General features: G+C 38.3%; 9 protein-coding genes and 2 tRNA genes. 6 read left to right on the top strand and 5 right to left on the bottom strand.

Annotated features, from left to right (window positions below):
- Positions 1–532 precede the first annotated feature (532 nt).
- Positions 533–3673 (bottom strand): autotransporter outer membrane beta-barrel domain-containing protein, encoded by a 3141-nt coding sequence (locus ACFINL_RS08110; RefSeq protein ID WP_375651344.1) that lies wholly within the window; start codon positions 3671–3673, stop codon positions 533–535.
- 675 nt (positions 3674–4348) lie between these two features.
- Positions 4349–11368: an autotransporter outer membrane beta-barrel domain-containing protein gene (locus ACFINL_RS08105; protein ID WP_375651341.1), complete on the bottom strand. Its 7020-nt coding sequence runs from the start codon at positions 11366–11368 to the stop codon at positions 4349–4351.
- Positions 11369–11566: 198 nt separating this feature from the next.
- On the opposite strand from ACFINL_RS08105, the gene ACFINL_RS08100 reads away from it, so the two are divergent.
- The 5 genes from ACFINL_RS08100 (at position 11567) to ACFINL_RS08080 (ending at position 15413) form a co-directional block, all read left to right on the top strand.
- Entirely contained in the window at positions 11567–12517 is a 951-nt protein-coding gene (locus ACFINL_RS08100; protein WP_375612402.1) for a siderophore ABC transporter substrate-binding protein, read from the top strand.
- A gap of 103 nt (positions 12518–12620) precedes the next feature.
- Entirely contained in the window at positions 12621–13577 is a 957-nt protein-coding gene (locus tag ACFINL_RS08095) for an ABC transporter permease (RefSeq protein ID WP_375651339.1), read from the top strand.
- 67 nt (positions 13578–13644) lie between these two features.
- The gene (locus ACFINL_RS08090) at positions 13645–14520 is read left to right on the top strand and encodes an iron chelate uptake ABC transporter family permease subunit (protein WP_375651337.1); all 876 of its coding nucleotides are present in this window, start codon (positions 13645–13647) and stop codon (positions 14518–14520) included.
- Positions 14517–15275, top strand: a complete 759-nt coding sequence (locus tag ACFINL_RS08085) for an ABC transporter ATP-binding protein (RefSeq protein WP_375612405.1) — start codon at positions 14517–14519, stop codon at positions 15273–15275. Before ACFINL_RS08090 ends, ACFINL_RS08085 begins: the two co-directional genes overlap by 4 nt.
- A gap of 64 nt (positions 15276–15339) precedes the next feature.
- Positions 15340–15413: transfer RNA gene (locus ACFINL_RS08080), tRNA-Gln, on the top strand.
- A gap of 1598 nt (positions 15414–17011) precedes the next feature.
- Here the strand turns inward: ACFINL_RS08080 and ACFINL_RS08075 are convergent.
- Both ACFINL_RS08075 and ACFINL_RS08070 read right to left on the bottom strand, forming a co-directional pair.
- Positions 17012–17143: a hypothetical protein gene (locus ACFINL_RS08075; protein WP_375612406.1), complete on the bottom strand. Its 132-nt coding sequence runs from the start codon at positions 17141–17143 to the stop codon at positions 17012–17014.
- Positions 17144–17324: 181 nt separating this feature from the next.
- A complete protein-coding gene (locus ACFINL_RS08070; RefSeq protein ID WP_375612407.1) occupies positions 17325–17714 on the bottom strand; it encodes a VOC family protein in 390 nt (129 codons plus the stop codon).
- A gap of 260 nt (positions 17715–17974) precedes the next feature.
- Between ACFINL_RS08070 and ACFINL_RS08065 the strand changes: the two genes are divergently transcribed.
- A tRNA-Gln gene (locus tag ACFINL_RS08065) sits at positions 17975–18048 on the top strand.
- 171 nt (positions 18049–18219) lie between these two features.
- On the opposite strand, the gene ACFINL_RS08060 is transcribed toward ACFINL_RS08065, so the two are convergent.
- Positions 18220–18449, bottom strand: a 230-nt coding sequence (locus tag ACFINL_RS08060) for a DnaB-like helicase C-terminal domain-containing protein (RefSeq protein ID WP_375651335.1), incomplete at its 5' end; no start/stop codon positions are given.

Raw genomic sequence — 18449 nt, 5'->3', positions numbered from 1 at the left:
CCAATTTTCTCAGATATATCTCATATTTCCATCTCCATTTCATAACGACAGCAGATATAATATCAAGTTTATCGGATACAGCCCTCATTGCGCCTGAGTAGCATCTTTGTCTTTGCCAATTTCTAATATTGTAAATCCTCTCCTCTTAACATAATCCCCCAAATTATATTGACTCCTTTCTTAAACGATTATCCACCTGCCAATTTTACATATAATATGAACAGGAATGCTTTTTATGGATTCATAATAAAATCCTTGAAAATATTTCAGCGCCCTAAATTAAAAAATATCTTTATAAATCAAAATATTATAAATAGTATAATAATCACTCTGAAATACGCGTTTTGAAACGATAACGTACCAACCTTCAGACTTTTCAAAAAAACGAAAGAAGTCCAACCTAAAAGCATATTAAAGATATGCAAAGTCATACTCTCGTAAAAATGCTATAACACAAGATGAATAGATAATGAGAAAAGCCACAAGTACAACTTGTGGCTTTTTGAAAGATTAATCAAAAACAGGAACAACACTAGAAATGATAACGCAATCCACCTGAAAAACTTGTTCCAGAAAAACCAGCTTTCGTTAGTTTGTGCTGATAAACCAAATCGCCGTAAAGCGCAAATTTTTGAGACAATTGGGCATTAAAACCTAATCCTGTTTCTAATGAAGAACCAAAAGCACCTAGCTGGAAAGCATCTTTAAAATGCACAAATTGTTTTCCTTCAAAACCATGAGCAAGATGAAGCTTGCCATAGAAAGAAATAACTTGAGCCTCATCAGTAACGACCAGCCTCTTTGTTAAACGCCCCCCAACACGCCCTATCCATTGATGAAGCTTTCCTAAATCAATATCAAAGCCATCCACATCACGCACCTTATTAAATTGAAGATATTGATAAACAACCTGAACTTGCGGATCAAAAACAAAACCGTCCTCCCCCACCATAAACGTTTTACCAGCAGTCAATGAAGCACTTAAAGGGAAACCCTTTAATGTTGCCGTCTTGCCACGTGCAGTTGTTAGAACATCACCTTTAAACAAGCCGTAAGACACAAGACCATCAACGTAAAAACCTGCATCATGCTGCATACCACCATATGCCGTAACTGACCATTTATCAAATGTACTTTTTTGACTCTGCTCAACATTCAAAGGTTGCAAAGAAAATCTCTCGTAAGCCCCGATAACTCCAAAAGAAGTGGAACCATACATATTTTCGATTGCTTTCAGCAAAACACCTGCCTCTAGTGCATTATAATCAAACTCGCCGCCATAACCATATTCAAGCGTGGAAAGATTTGAAGTATAACGATGATTGCCGCCATAACCGCTCACAAAAAAGAGAGGATTTTCACGACTTTCTAATAAGCCCCCAGAAGTAATACGCAAAGCTTCTAACCGCTTATTTTGATTGTTAACATTCATCAAACCAATATGACGTAAGACATTAGGCAAAAGGAGATAAGTCGGAACCTGCGGAACAACAGCCTTAACGCCCGGCTTAGGACGAGGATGAGGCTCCGGAGCTGGTTCTGGAGAAGGTTCTGGTCCCGGAATTGGCTTAGGAGAAGGATCTGGTTTAGGTTGAACATCAGAATCTATAGACCTACTTTCAAGGCGAAAATCCCAAAATTCCCCGTTACCTTCAACTAATCTCTGATCCATACTTGCTTTTCCAAACTCAGATTCTGGACCATAACTATAAAGCTTATACTGATAAGGTAATTCGTTTAAGGCTACATAACCACCTTCCAACTGAAAAGAATCTTGCTTTGCTTGTCCAGAAACCTGAATGATTGAAATACCTTCAGCATTCCCCCCCTTTCCCGTATATCCTCCTGGACTTCCTGCAACTCCATGCACTTGGAGCTTTGTTTTTCCCGAAACATCACCATGAATTAAAACACGATCAGTCTTTTGATTAACAAGAGCACCACCACTATTCAGGTATGTATTAAGAGAAATAGAGGCACCGCCCTGTGCTCTATAAACTTCACCCTTTCCCTTTCCCACACGAAGGGTTTGATAATCATCAACAGAAGAAGATTCGTGTCTTTTAAAATTAATAGAGCTCTCATCCATAAGACTAACGAGTGAAATAGAAGAATCATGTGCAGCCTCGTGTTGATCTTTTTGCAACGGTTGTTGTAAAATCCATTGAGAATGACCTCCCAAATAAAGCTCAGCATTAGAATTCTTATCAACGTGTGTGCGACCCTCAAGAGTAGAAGCATCAGCCAAAACGATCACAGATGCCCCTTTCTCAGCTTTTAATAAAAAATTCCCTGAACGAAGAGTGCTTTTCATCAAACTCACCGCACCAGAAATAACATTGCTGCCATAAAGAGCCGTATCGTCTTCAACAGAAAACTCTGTTGTATCCAAATTAACAACTTCCAATCGTGGTGGAGCTTTTTCTTCCTCTAATGAAATCTCCTCTTTTTTATCCCCATCTTCGCTCCATGGCTTTTCTCCCTGAAAATAGATACCATAAGATCCCTCACCCTTTACGGTAACAGAAGAAGACTTAAAATTAGCCTCGGTCACATAAAAGTTATTCGATAAATCTTCAGCTTCATCTTCAGTTTCAGCTTCTGTTTCAGATCGTTCTGGTACAACACTAAAAAGCTTGACGGGATTTTCTAATAATATACCATGTGCACCCTCAACCTTAATAGTCCCCCCTGTAAACTCAACACGTCCCCCTTCATCCATTAAAAAAGCCGCATCATTTTTATCTTTGTGGCCCTTTCCAGTAAGAGTAACACCATCGAGAATAACCTTCCCTCCCAACATCGCAGAAATCCCATGACTGTTGGTAAAGTTAACCTCCCCACCTTCCACCCAAATATCTGCCCCGCTATAACTGGAAAGACTTGCCTTCCCATCACGCGTATTAACTTTTGCACCCTCTAAAATAACCAATGAATTCCCCACAGCTTCAACAGCCCTATCACTGTCCTCTATAATCCCCTGCTTTACCTCAATGATTCCATTATGAGCAAAAAGAGCTAACTTTGTATTTTTAAGCGTCGTTTTTTTCAAAACAATCTTTCCATCATCGGATACAGCCACACCACGCAAAAAAGATTTATCAGAAACTTCACTGCTAACAGTTACATTCTCTCCATCAACTCTGGTCCCTATCCGCTTCACTGTTATAGCAGTAGGATCAACAGGATAATTGGAAACGTTTTCTTTCGTAATTGTATAAGATTTATTATCAATTTTGGATTCCCCGCAATTATCGCATATATAATATAATCCACTATAGTAATAAAACCCAGGATTCACTCCTCTTGCATCAGAGTCTGCATCTTTAACAGAGTTATCTACATTATCCTTATGTCCATTCCATCCATCCACTCCACTCAGCTTACGATAGTCACTCCCCCCACGAATACCCTCATCGTTATTGCCAACATTAATCATATTAGAAGGGTAATAATTATCCCCACTCTCTCCACTAAGAGGAAGCTTATGCTTATTATTCCCGCTAAGATAAGGAGAAGAATTAGCAGAGACAACTGGGATAACCTTTATAACATAAGGTTTACTATCCTTCCCCTCTGCAGCCGCATACACTTCTCTTCCATTTTGAAGCAAAGAGAGGATAGCTGTTGTACAAGCACATAAACATACATGATTTCTAAAAACTTTAATCATAGTTCCCTCGAAACTTTCCTTCCCCTCTCATTAAAAACAAAAGCACTTACAAAACACCCCCTTGCACACCTCAAAAATACGAAAAGTGTAACAAAAGAACATGCCTCATGCTTATTTGAACTGTGCAATGAATTATCCCAATAAATTTGGCAAAAGCTCTACGCTAAAAACCATCTATAAGAGAATAACAACAAAACACAATTTATAAGTGTATAATGCATTCTGTATTTCGTGTAAAGAAAAAATGAAACCAGTGCGTGCAATTAATTAAAAACACAATCTAGCCTTGTGAACTCTAAAAATTAATCCACAAGGAGATGAATGAAACAATGATTTAAATCCGTAAAAAACAAACTCTCAAAAACGAGCTTTAGAAAACATCAAATATTATATTAGATAATATCAATACAGTACTAAAAAGGATAACGTAACGCATACCTGTCTGCTGAACGCTTAAAAAGCCGATAAAAGCGAAGCACTCTATCGCATCAGTAGCAGCATAAATTTTAAGAAAATTCGCTTTAGCGGAGAAAAGTGCTCTCATACACAAAAAACTATGTTTTTTTTGCTCAATCAAGAAGACGAAAATCTTTTAAAGACAACACAAGTTGTTACAAAGAAAAAAGGCAGCACAATGTGCTGCCTTTTCTAAAAAGGCACATAGTGTACCTTATATTAAAACTGATAACGTATTCCTCCGGAAAAACTTGTTCCCGAAAAACCAGCCTTATTAAGCTTATGTTGATAGAGAATATCAGCATGCAGAGAGAACTGTGGCAACAATTTGGCATTAAAACCTAATCCAGCCTCTAGAGAAGAACCAAAAGCTCCTAACTTGAAAGCATCATTGAAATGCACAGACTGTTTTCCTTCAAAACCATGAGCAAGATAAAGCTTACCATAGAAAGCAACAGCATCCACGCCTTCAGAACCTGTAGGAATCTTGGTTAAACGTCCACCAACACGTGCTACCCACTGATTAAGGTTACCCATTTCAATATTAAAATTGTCGATATCACGGGCCTTATCAAACCGGAGATGTTGATACACAACCTGAACCTGCGGATCAAAGACAAAGCCCTTATATCCTGTCATAATTGTCTGACCACCAGCTAAAGAAACACTCAAAGGATTACCTTTTAATGTTGCTGTTTTACCCCGTGCAAGGGTGAGAACATCACCTTTGAACAGACCATAGGATAAAAGACCATCGACATAGAAGCCAACATTATGCTGCATGCTACCATATACCGTAGCAGTCCATTTATCAAATGCACTCTTCTGACTGTACTCAACATTCACAGGCTGCAGAGAAAGTTTTCCATAAGTTCCCATAACGCCAAAGGATATAGCACTGTCAGCATTTTCAATAGTTTGCAGCAAAACACCTGCCTCTACACCATTATAACTAAGATCACCTCCGTAACCATATTCAAGTGCGGAAAGATCTGAAGCATAACGGTAACTTCCACCATAGCCGCGCAAGTATAAAGCGGGATTTTCACGAACCTCTACCATTCCTGTAGAAGTCATCCGCAACGTCTCCAATTGCTTATTTTGATTGCTAATATCCATTAAACCAGCGTGGAATACACTATTAGGCAAGCTGAGATAAGTTGGAACCTGTGGAACAACAGACCTTACAAATTGTTCAGGAAGGGCAGCAGATCCAACAGACTTAACATACTGATTTTCTAAACGGAAATTCCAAAATTCTCCACCATCCTTAACAAATTTCTGCTGAACATGCTCCTGTTTCGAAGTCGCTTCTGGAGCATAAGCACGAAGGGTGTATTTGTAAGGTGAGTTTCTCAGTGCAACATAATTGCCATCGAGTTGGAAAGAGTCTTTCTTCGCTTGACCATAGACCTGAATAATTGAAACAGTATGAGCAATCTTGGCATTCGCTTTACCATCTCCTACATTGCCCGCATCACCTCGTACATGTATTTTTGTTTTTCCAGAAACATCACCATGAATGACAAGCCGATCAGTGACTTGCTGATCACTCCGATCACGAGGATTTAAACGTGCATTGAGATGAATTACAGCATTACCCTGTGCCGCATAAACAGTTCCTTTCCCATTTCCAATATGGAGAGTCTGATATTTTCCTTCAGATTCCGAAGGTGCAAAATCAATAGCACTATTTACAAGACTTACAGAAGAAATGCATGAATCCACACATCCTGAATCTAGAGTCCCCAAATTCCTCTGTGCACTTCTTTTTAGAATCCACTGTGAATTATTAGCCAAGTCTAATTTTGCATAAGAATTTTTATCAACGCGAACACCGCCTGTAACAATAGAATTATCAACTGAAACCAATATGTTCGAATCATTCTCGGCTTTTAATAACAAGTCACCAGCAAGAGTTGTTTTATTTTCTAATGAAACATGACCACCAGAATTATTACCATAGATAGCTATACCATTTGCAACTTCAAAATCAGTTTTTTTCAACGAAACTGTCCCTGTTATGCCTATAGGCGTTTTTTCCTGTTTGGACACAGTACTCCGCTTAACAACATTTGTTTTCTCAGTTGTTAAATCCTGACTTCGATTTTGTTGACTCGCTTCCTTCTGTGTTCCCCCATCAAAATATATGCCGTAGACTCCGTCACCTTCCACTTTAACAGTAGAAGACTCGATATTTACGTGATTCATAGTAGGACGAACGTCAGAAGATCTCCTTCTCCTGGAAGAGCCGGTCTCAACCACATTATCATCAGACTTTATAATCCACAAACCATGAGCATCAGTAACAACATTTCCATTCTTAAAATCAACAGAAGCATTATCACTCACCAAAAAAGCTGCACGTCCAAATTTCTCTGTAGAATTCGACTTTCCTGCTTCCTTTTTCGCAGTAATATTAACTTTGTTTAATCTTACACGTCCCCGTGCTTCTGATCTCACAGCCACTCCATTTGTCAGCATAACCGTTCCAGAGTCCATAGTTACCTCACCAGCCTGACTCGCCAAACCAGCCACAGCTAAATCCCCCGTTACGTTAATTTTCGTATCCTTTAAATTAACAGATGATCCAGAACCCGCCAAAGCGCCTACATAACGCGCATTGACTGTTCCAGCATGCATTGTAACCTTCCCGCCACTTTGCGCTTCAAGCCCAATCACAGAAGAGGTAATTGTTGATTTATTATCCAAAACAACTTCTGCCCCCTCTTCTGCAAGCACAGCACTCACGGCATATATTTCATTAAAATCAACATTATTTTTGCTATCAGAAAAATCCGCACCACTAATTGTGGCTCCCTCTAACTTAATAACCGTATCCTGATTTTTTGCATGCATAGGATGCTGAGTTTTATCACTTACCTTCAGTGTCTTCCCTGTTATTGTCCGCGATTTACCATCTCTACACAAATAAGTAGTCTGTGATCCCTTCTCACCATTATTCATATCATCACATGTAGAAGAAACCGTTTCCTTAGAAGAAACATCTCCATTACCAGTACGACTAAGCATAAGAACACGCCCAACAGCTCTAGAAGATACAGCAGATGTCTCAGAAACCACAGGAGAAGAAGCATTCGCAGAAGCCCCATTAGAAGATATAACAGCTATCTCAGAAACCACAGAAGTAGAAGGCTGCATAGCAGAAGCTCCATTAGATATAGCAGGTATCTCAGGAGCAGAAGGCTTCATAGCAGAAACTCCATTAGAAGATATAGCAGATATCTCAGAAGTAGAAGGCTGCACAGCAGAAGCTCCATTAGATATAGCAGATATCTCAGAAGTAGAAGGCTTCATAGCAGAAACTCCATTAGAAGATATAACAGCTACCTCAGAAACAACAGGAACAGAAGCATTCATAGCAGCCTTCATAGCAGCAGCTGATTTTATAGGTGATGGCCTCTTAGATACAATATGATCCCCAGGTGTTACAAAAATTTCATCGGCAGATATTACAGGTCCTCTACCTGTATCAGATCTCCCACTTAAATTAACTCTTGGAGGTACTAAAGGTGCCAAATTTCTGGATAAAGAAGGAGTAACAGATGATGGAGATGGAGTAACAGGTAAAAAGGTATGCACTACAACCTCAGATGTTTCAGATTCCGTAAAATCTTCGTCATCATCATCTTCATAAAATTCGTCAGATGTTTCAGATCTCAAAAGTGAATTGCCTTGAACAGAGACTACAGATGCAGATTCCCCAGATACAGGAGGAGTTATGGATTCACTATTTACTTCACCAGCACCAGTGTCAGCATTAGTATTTATTGCAGTTTCAGTAGAAGCATCAGTAGAATCAACGGCAACAAGTGGCTTAGCCTTAAAAATAGGTTGAAAATTAGCAGTAGCAGTATAAGCAGAAACGAGAGGTATAAAATATTCATTTTCTAAACGAAAATCCCAAACACTTCTACTATTTTTAAGTAATGTCTTATCAAAATACTGCATTTTCGGAGGAGTAGTTGGACCATAAGCACGAAGAACATACTTATAAGGTAACCCTTCTCGTGTAATATAATCACCTTTCAGCTTAAAAGAATCCCTCTCTGCATTTCCAAAAACCTGAATAATTGAAATGCTATGAGGTGTATCCTGACTTTGTGATATACCATCAGAAGTATCATTCACAACTACCATTGTTTTTCCAGAAACATCACCATGAATCAACAATCTGTCAGATATTTGAGAATTTTCTGTATTGCTAGGCATCAAATTTGCATTGAAGTAAATTGTAGCACCAGAAGCGGCAGAAGCAGCACTATAAACTGTTCCATCCCCATCTCCTATGCGAAGGGTTCGATACTCAATATCTTTATTAGATGTATTTTCATTTTTCAAAGAAGTAAAAAATCTAACATTACTATCTACAAGATTCATAGACGAAAGACATGAATCTACACAACCCGTATTTGAATTTTCCAAACTATTATGCAGATTCTTTGTTAAATACCACTCTGATCCCCCAGATAGAAAAAGCCTAGCTTGAGATTTTTTATCAACGTGAGCTCCCCCCATGACGACAGAGTCTTCAACAAAAACCGACAAATGCGACCCCTCTTCAGCTTTCAACACTAAATCACCCGAAAGAGTTGAGTCATCTTTTACAACGACGTACCCATCCAAACTGTTACCATAAATGACCACACCATTAGGAACTCTGAAAACCGTATTTTTCAAAAGAACTGCATGCAAACTATCTCCATCATCTTTTATTCCACCCTCTCTCAGATTTTGACCTACATTTTGACCACTTTCTTGTCTCACACTCGTTTGATCATTTTTTCTCCTCACATTCGAAGGTATATCACCAAAAAATACACCATAAGACTTACCTTCAACTTTAACGGTTGAATTTTGAATATCAGAAACTATTAAGTTGACAACTCTAGAGTTTGCATCTGGCTCAGACGCCACCACTGCAGAATCTCCAGCGCCAGCTCCAGATGGTGCACTAGTACTTCCAGAATCTGCACCGCTTCCTAAAAAATTCTCTATAGGGAATAAAGCCTCAAAATACGCGGAACCAATATTATTAAGGACAGCGCCATCTCTAGATTCAATAGAGATGACCTCACCAACGAAAGAATCACTATTAGCGTCAGAATCCTGTTGCGTATCATTGCCACCCTCACTCTCCGCTTCTACTCTATTAGAAGCTCCAGAGATATTATTCTTAAAGCTATCACTTACCAAAAATGCAATAGTATTAGGAGCTCTAAGTTTTCCATTTTTAAAGGAAATAGTACCTCCAAGTGACAATAAACCTATATTCGTCTCCGAAGTACCAACTTCTGTAGTTTTTGGTTCCTCAGCAACATTGATAACCGTCCCGTCTAGTAGAACAGTCCCCTCTTTTGTAGAGATAACTCCTATTCCACCCTCTTTCACGGTAATTGCTCCAGACCTCATCTCGATAACGGATGGACCCAAACTAACTAAACCGATTCTTTTAACATTAATATCTACATTCTCTAAAACAATCCACCCATTATCACTAGCAAGAGCACCTATATACGCATCTCTGATTCCTCCCCCCACCATTGTGATCTTTCCAGTCTCTTCAGCCCGAAGCCCAATAAAAAAACCCTGAATATTTGAGTTTTTCAATTTAACCTCCGCACCCATATTTGAAGCAGAATCTCCGACATATACACCAACATAAAGCGGATCATGAATATATAAACTACCTATGTTCTCTATACCTACTTTATAATCCTGTATACCTACTGCAGATAAACTTTCAGAAAGTTCTTTCCCAATATTCATACTTTCAATGGATACTTCGTCCAAATTAACAACTACTTTCCCATCATCAAGGGGAGATTCCACATTTACAGCGCTCTCACCTTGATCCGCTATAATAGTCCCCCCTATTAGAGCATATACTCCCGACTGATCACAGGAAATAGATCCATATATTCGCTGATCACCATTGAGTAAATCAGCCAATCCTTTACCTGCCTCCACAGAATCTATAAATTCTAGAGCCCCAACACCATCACCAACCGGTGTAGATACACTCACACCAGGCACAAAAAAACCTGCTCTATCAGGTGTTAAAGAATTCAATACAAAACTTGATATACCTGGCATACCAATAAGACCATCTGCACTCGCTTTTTGTACTCTTAGCGCCTCTTCCCCCACTGGAAAATATGTTTCAGCTAAACTATCTTTTTTCGGAATATTAAATAATGTCCAAGTATCTACATTTCTTGGAACATCTAGTAATCTAACTAACTCTCCACCTACTCCACTTGGCACACCTGCATGCCCATCACGTGCTCTCTTCCCACTTGCTATTGCTGTTTTTGCTTCTTTTGCCTCCACATTTTCTGCTCTTGTTGCTCTTGCCTTCCTAGTAGATACACCGCCTGTACCTGGAACACCTGGCATACTATTCAAAGCACCATTTGATATAGTACCTGGACCAACACCTGGAATAGCAGGCAGATTCGTTGTATCTGCCCCACTCGCAACACCTGATATAGCCTTTGGTCTTTGTTGACTTACAGTGTTTAATCCTCCTCCTGCTATATTACCTGATAATAAAGTATCTTGTACAAGAGCTAATGAGCCATCAAAGCCAGCTGGTACACCTGCTTGCGGCACATTTACTACTGTTTCCATCCTAGTAGATAAGACGCCTGAACTAGGAGTAGATAGGACACCTGAACCTGGGACCCCTGGCACAGCACCTGTACCACTCGCAACACCAGGTACTGCACCTGCACCACTCGCAACACCAAGTACTGCACCTGCACCACTCGCAACACCAGGTACTGCACCTGCACCACTCGCAACACGAACACTACTATCTGCAACATTCCGTATCATGCCAGGAACAAAAATATTATTCTTTCTAGAATGACAAGCACTAATAGGTCGAATGTGATTTAAAACAGGCACAATCTGAGCCTGAGCCTGAGGCTGAGGCTGAGGCTGAGGCTGAGGCTGAGCAGAACCACTACCAACAGGATTACCGACTCTAGGTTCTGCTCTTCCAGAAACCTCCACTCCTCCGGGTGGTGTTATAGCCCCTGTGCTCGACCCTCCAATTAAAGAGGTAAATGATGATAATGATGGCAATGAAACTGAAGGAAAGTATGATGAGAACCAACCACTCCCCATAGAAACATCTACACCTTGTAAAAAGAAGAAAGCACTTGTTGTCAGTGCGTACAAACGTGTACGCTTTTTAAATACATTGATCATATGTCAAACTTTCTAAATAATGTTGCAAAAACACTAGAATTAAGTGAAAATGAGGTAAGTGAACGGTTTGTAACATATGTCAGTCAACTTTACAACATAGTGTTATTTATTTACGCTTCATTTTGTGCATAAAAATACCAAAGTTAAGTTTTTAAGTGCGCAAACCTTTGTAATATTAGATAAAAGGATAAAATCACGATGATAAAATATATGAAATGGATGACTTCTGTTTTACTGGTTGCAATTAGTTTTGCAACGATTTTGTGGACGCATACGAGTATTGCAAATACGAGTACCCAGACAAATATAACAATTGATCATGTTTCAGGCACGACTTCTGTTCCCACTTCTCCGCAAAAGGTTGTTGTGTTTGATCTTGCCTCGCTAGATAATATGAATCGCCTTGGTATCCAAGCAGTTATCGGCCTTCCTGAAGGAAAAAAACCTTCCTATCTGCAACAATTTGACGATGCAAAATATGAAAGAATTGGAACCGTTTTTGAGCCAGATTATGAAAAAATTGCCACTCTTCAACCCGATTTGATTATTATTTCCTCCAGAACTCAAGCAAAATATAAAGACTTATCCAAAATAGCCCCAACAATTGATCTAACCGTAGAAAACGAAAATTCTCTTGAAGATATAAAACGAAATGTGTCTATCCTTGGAAAAATTTTTGGTAAAACACAAGAAGCAGAAAAGGAAATTGCAAAAATCAATGAAGCTTTTGCTGAAGTCCGTAAAAATACCCAAGGAAAAGGCACCGGGCTCATACTCATGACCTCTGGTGGAAAAATCAGTGCTTTCGGACCAAAATCACGTTTCGATATTTTTCACTCCGCTTTTGGAATTGCCCCTGCAACCGATAAACTTACCGTGCAAAAACATGGACAACTCATTTCTCCTGAATTCATTCTTGAAACCAATCCTGATTGGTTGTTAGTGATTGATCGCGATGCAGCCATTGGACGGGAAGGACAATCCGCAGCACAATTGCTCAACAATGAGCTTGTTCACCGCACAACAGCAAGCAAACAAAACCAAATTATTTATTTGGACTCTTGGAGCTGGTATCGTGCAAATGGTGGTTTAACGGCGCTCATTGAAACCGCACAGCAGATCAATGAAGCCTTTACAAAGAGCAAATAAGCGTACAAAAGAGCTTGCTTGCTATATAAATAAAATTTAAAAGCAGAGGTTGTTTATTAAGCAGTCTTTGCTTTTTTTAGATTTTGTTAGAAAATGATTTAACGTGAAGAATTACTGGATAACCATAACACTTCTAATTTTCCTGTCGATCCTCAGCATTTTTGTTGGTTATTCTGATGTCACACCTTCTGACCTATTCGCAGCCGATCCCCATGCGTGGCTTATTTTTTGGCAAACACGTCTTCCTCGTACCATTGCAATCCTTTTAGTAGGCGCAGCACTTGCACTTTCAGGTATGATCATGCAACTATTGACACGCAATCGCTTTGTCGAGCCATCAACCACTGGAACCATTGAATCTGCTTCCCTTGGCATTCTTTTTATTATGATTTTTTTGCCCGATGTTCCTGTTTTAGGAAAAATGGTCGTTGCGACAATCTTTGCCATGGCAGGCACTTTACTTTTTATGTTTTTATTGCGACGCATTCCTCTAAAATCTGCTCTCATTGTCCCCCTTACAGGGATTATGCTAAGCTATATTATTGGCTCTTTAACCAATGCCATTGCAGATTATGAAATGTTACTTCCTTCTCTTCAAGCTTACTTATTTGGCAGTTTTTCGATGGTTCTTGAAGGAAAATATGAACTCTTATGGCTATCCCTTCCCCTTTGTATTCTGGCCTATTGTACTGCTGATCGCTTTACGGTTGCAAGTTTGGGAGAAGATTTAACCAATAACCTTGGATTGAATTATCGTGTTGTCATGTTTTTTGGTCTTTTTATTGTCGCCTCAATTACCGCTGTTGTCGTCTGTACCATTGGCCGTATCCCTTTTGTTGGGTTGATTATTCCAAATATTGTTTCAAGTTTCATGGGAGATAATATGCGCTATACCGCTCCTTGGGTGGCCATCAGCGGTGCAGGATTGGTCTTGATTTGTGATCTTTTAGGACGAATAATTCATCCCTCTCTTGAAATTCCCATCAGCACCATAATGGGTGTAATCGGTAGTTTTATTTTTATGATACTGCTTTTACGCTGGAGAAAGCGTCTTGGATAGAAGAAGAAAAACAATATGTGTACTAACAACACTTATCATCATAGCATGCACTGTCATTAGTCTTTACATGACGTGGAATATCAATGTTTATACATGGAAATTTCGTCTTACAAAACTTTCCTCTCTACTTCTTATTGCCTATGCAATAAGCGTTTCCACGGTTTTATTTCAAACAATCGTTAATAACCGTCTTCTTACTCCTTCAATTATGGGATTTGATCAGCTTTATATTTTAATAAAGACTGCCCTAATGTATTTTGTAGGCTCTCTTTCTTTGCCCTTTTTGAATGAAGAAGGACAGCTTGTTCTTGAAACCCTCATTCTTATCCTTTTTTCAATAAGCCTTTTTCGCTGGCTCTTTTCAGGAAGCCTAAAAGGACTTCATTTGACGCTTTTAATCGGTGTTGTTTTAGGCGGATTTTTTTTCAGTTTACGGATGTTTATGCAATTGCAACTAAATCCAGACCAAATGATGAATTTAACCGATATTATGTTTGCAAATTTTAATAAATTTAATACACCGTTAATAGGCTTTGCCACAATCATTGTCTTCATTGTGAGTCTGATTGGATGGCATTCACGTCATCTTCTTGATATTTTGGCTTTGGGACGTGAAAATGCCCTCAATCTTGGCGTTAATTACCACAAAAGTGCGACAGCTGTCCTTATTTTTATTTCCATTCTCGTATCCATTTCCACCGCATTGGTAGGCCCCGTCACCTTTTTTGGACTGTTAGTTGCCAACCTTTCCTATGAACTTTCTCCTCAAGCAAAACACAGTATTGTTGTTCCAATTGCAATATTATTGGCTATTATTTGTCTGGTGGGGGGACAATTTATTTTAGAACAAATTTTTCATATGGCAGGGCGTTTAAGTTTTATCATTGAGTTTTGTGGGGGAATTGTTTTCTTAATGTTACTGATGAAGGGAAAACTAAAATGATTGAGATCAATCATCTTTCCAAGGCTTACGGAACACGATTGATTATCGATAATTTATGCCTTCATATTCCAAAAGGGGGGATTATTTCTCTCATTGGGCCCAATGGTTCCGGAAAATCAACTCTTTTAATGCTGATAAGACGTCTTTTACCGCACCATCAAGGGACAATTAACATTGACGGCTTTGATATTGATAAAATTCCTCACGATATTTTGGCTCAAAAACTCTCAATTTTACGTCAAGATAATCCTTTATCCTTCCGTTTAACCGTGTATGATTTAGTAAGTTTTGGGCGCTATCCTTATTCAAAAGGCTGGTATACACATGAAGATAAACAATTTATCGACAGTGCACTACGCTATCTCGGCTTACAAGATTTACAAGACCGTTTTTTAGATGAACTTTCTGGCGGTCAGCGTCAACGCGCTTTTATAGCCATGGTTATCTGCCAAGACACTGATTATCTTCTCTTAGATGAGCCATTAAACAATCTGGATATGAAACATGCCGTTTCTATGATGAAGCAATTACGCCGCACAGCTGATGAACTGAAAAAAACCATTCTTATTGTTATGCACGATATTAATTTTGCCTCATCTTACTCAGATATGATTGTTGCATTGAAAAATGGGAAAGCGGCCTATTGTGGGACTCCAAAAGAAATTATGCAACCAGAAATTCTTAAAGACATTTATGATGTCGATATTCAAATCAAAACAATTAATGACATCCCTATCGCTCTTTATTATCGATAATCATAAAGATTTTTTGCGCTTGCATGCACTATAGAATCTACTAGGGATAGTAAAATTAGCTTATTGGGGAATAGTTTAATGGTAGAACAGCGGACTTTGACTTCGTCAATCTTGGTTCGAATCCAAGTTCCCCAGCCAGTATTTAATGCCAGCCAGTATTTAATGATTGTAGCTTGTCATCGGGTTTTGTATAATTTGAAAGCAGGTTTTGCATCAATTTATTTTTTTCAAAGGATCTGCAAAACTTTCAAGGGTTATTTAAAATCCCTTTAATGCATATTTTCTCTTCCTCTAAAAATTGCAATTTGAGATGATAAGCTCTTGAGCCGGTGCGGATTCTTTGAACCACATGTATAAGATGTGCCAACCTCTTTTATCTTAAATTGGCTAAAGATTTTTCAGATCTGAGACACATCATTGAGAGAGAAGAATTTTTCTCTTGCGCAAGCAAAACAAACATTGTCTGGTAATCCTCTCGCAAATAAATCCTTTCCATAGTAATACACGTATATCTGGCTCTGTTTACGGGAAAGCCTTATCTAATAGCTACAAACCTATCTAAAGAGAGAATTCAAAAAAGAAAGCCGAGCCAAATGATATGACGCGGCTTTCAGATATTGATTATAAGATTCAAATGAATCATCCACAATGGAGTAGTAAATTCATATATACAAAACGTATCATATTGCAAGTGCTCTATTTAGAAATATGAAAACTTATCAAAAGAAACGTAAATGATAGCTATGATTTGATATCATTCATTAGCATTATAGAATCTATAAACGCTTGGTAACTTTATCAATCCAATCAAAAGAAAATGCATCTTAAATGAATGTCTTCTCAATAAGGCTTTCATAAGTATCTTTTCATTTTGCACTCAAATGTAACTTCTTTGCAAATTAACCAGCTCAAATTTGAGTTGGCAAAATTAACCAATCCAATTTTGGAGGCGTTATCTTTAGAATAGCCATCTTTAAACATTATAGCTTTTGACTCAAAATTGAATAAAATCCCATACCTTAGATGTTACAATGGTTTTGAATTTTGCTGCCTCATCTTTTTTTCAATAGGTGCCTCCAAAATTTGGGGGGAGCTCATTTGGTTTCGTATTTTTAATGTAACTTTTAAAACGTTTTTTTCTCGCTTGCTTGCGTTATATCATTGAAATGCTTTCGGTTTCATAAGACATAACATTGTGATTTTCATTCTATATTGTGATGATAGTATCTATATAATGCCTGCCTATCATTTACTAACTTTTTAGTAAGTGTTTTTAAAAATGATCTTGTCTTTAAATCCTTTTATGCAATCTTTATGAACTAAATCTATAAGCTTATGATAGTTTCAAACGATTATTCCTTTTAAGGTTACACTCAAATAAAGAGCAAAACACATCCATTCTTAAACGTATGCAATTTATGTTATTGATAATTCCAAACGACTGAAATTTAAAACAATGTGATTTGTGCTGTGATAAAAACGTATCATAAAATTTATGACCTGTTATGAATGATAACCGCTTTTCATTTCATTTGAATGCACCTATGCGTTATAGTATTTGCATCATGATTTGCTTTTTATAGTCTATACATCCATGGCAATCTTATATAAAAAATGATCAATTCAAACATGCATAAAAGTAGGGATTCTTAAGTGGATTCATACAAAATAACTGCACTTAATATATTGATTTTATTAGTTTTTATGTACAAAACCTTTTTAACTTCATAAAGATATCAATTTCCTTGTAAAAAATATTCCTCCCATTCCAACAAAAGACTCCACATAAGGCGATAAGGGATAGCTTCTATGATTTTACAAGTACTGATCGCTGGCCATGCAATAACGCCGACTGATGTCCAAGCCAATTAGACCGCCTGTGGAAACAGGCAGGTTGTGGGGCTGAATATAGTGGAACAGCACCGAACGGATAAGCCACGCGTCGTAAGTAAGCCTCTTAGCTTGCATAGCTTATAGGTTTTGGAAACAGACAATTATTATAATTCAGGTATTATAATTCAGACAATTAAAGATCAGATCTCAAGCTTTTTAATCCAGTGGACAAACACGAATAATATGTCCGTCTGGATCTTTGATTAGGAAGGTACGTCCAAATACATCAGTATACGGTTCCTTCAAAACATTTATCTCAACAGTGGTTTGCTCTTTCCATTCCGCATAGAGCTTATCTACGTCCTCTCCAGTAGGCAACATAATGCCGATTTCTGAAAAACGAGGTGCATTTTCCTCAGGCGTATCGCCCCCAGACCAGAGAGCAAAGAGAGCATCCCCCGAAGAAGCAAATGCAACATAGCGTGGCGAGGTAAACACAGGTTCTTTCTTGAAGATGAATTTGTAAAAAGCCGTAGAGTACTCTATGTTTGAAACGTATACCAACTGTAGGTTTGGGGTAACAGGATAAGTAGGAATATTACTCATAAATTCTCCATGATTTAGTAGCTGTTGCCTGACAGGCATATACCTATTAGAGAATATTTCAACAAGAGTTTGTGATGCCTCCATTCGCGGTGTGCTCTATTTATATGTTTTTATTCGCTTATTGCTATATGCTAAAATATTGAGACCGCCACTACTGGGATTATAATGATATCCCTATCGCTCTTTATTATCGATAATCTAAAGATTTTTTGCACTTGCCTACACTATAGAATCTGCTAGAAATGGTAAAATTGGCTTATTGGGGAATAGTTTAATGGTAGAACAGCGGACTCTGACTCCGTCAATCTTGGTTCGAATCCAAGTTCCCCAGCCAGTTTGTATGTAGCTGTAGTTGTAGTGTAGCTTGCCAGCGGGTTTTGTATATTTTGCCACTAGGTTTTGTACCAATTTATTTTTTCTCAAAGAGTTTTTAAGGGGTTCTCAAAGGGTCTTCAAATGCTTTTCAAAGGGTATTTAAAGCTCTCTTTAACGCATTTTTCTGCTCCTATTTTTCCAAATCACTAAAGCATGTAAAGTCGGATTGAAAAGCAAGGGGAACGATTCCTGTCGGACCATGGCGTTGTTTTGCTATAATAACCTCAGCTTTACCCTTGGCTTGCTCCATTGCCTCTTGCCATTTGCTATACTCAGCAGTGCCTTCTTTGGGTTCTTCATTTTTGAGATAATATTCTTCACGATAAACGAACAGAACAATGTCGGCATCTTGCTCGATTG

The sequence above is a fragment of the Bartonella sp. AA78NXGY genome (assembly GCF_042197005.1).
Taxonomy (GTDB): domain Bacteria; phylum Pseudomonadota; class Alphaproteobacteria; order Rhizobiales; family Rhizobiaceae; genus Bartonella.
The sequence above is the reverse complement of the archived record's forward strand: the minus strand, read 5'-3'. Positions and strand labels throughout refer to the sequence as shown.

Excerpts from the sequence above, each read along its gene's own strand:
- ACFINL_RS08110 (WP_375651344.1), bottom strand. The coding sequence starts at position 3,673 with ATGATTAAAGTTTTTAGAAATCATGTATGTTTATGTGCTTGTACAACA.
- ACFINL_RS08105 (WP_375651341.1), bottom strand. The coding sequence starts at position 11,368 with ATGATCAATGTATTTAAAAAGCGTACACGTTTGTACGCACTGACAACA.
- ACFINL_RS08100 (WP_375612402.1), top strand. The coding sequence starts at position 11,567 with ATGATAAAATATATGAAATGGATGACTTCTGTTTTACTGGTTGCAATT.
- ACFINL_RS08090 (WP_375651337.1), top strand. The coding sequence starts at position 13,645 with ATGACGTGGAATATCAATGTTTATACATGGAAATTTCGTCTTACAAAA.
- ACFINL_RS08085 (WP_375612405.1), top strand. The coding sequence starts at position 14,517 with ATGATTGAGATCAATCATCTTTCCAAGGCTTACGGAACACGATTGATT.
- ACFINL_RS08070 (WP_375612407.1), bottom strand. The coding sequence starts at position 17,714 with ATGAGTAATATTCCTACTTATCCTGTTACCCCAAACCTACAGTTGGTA.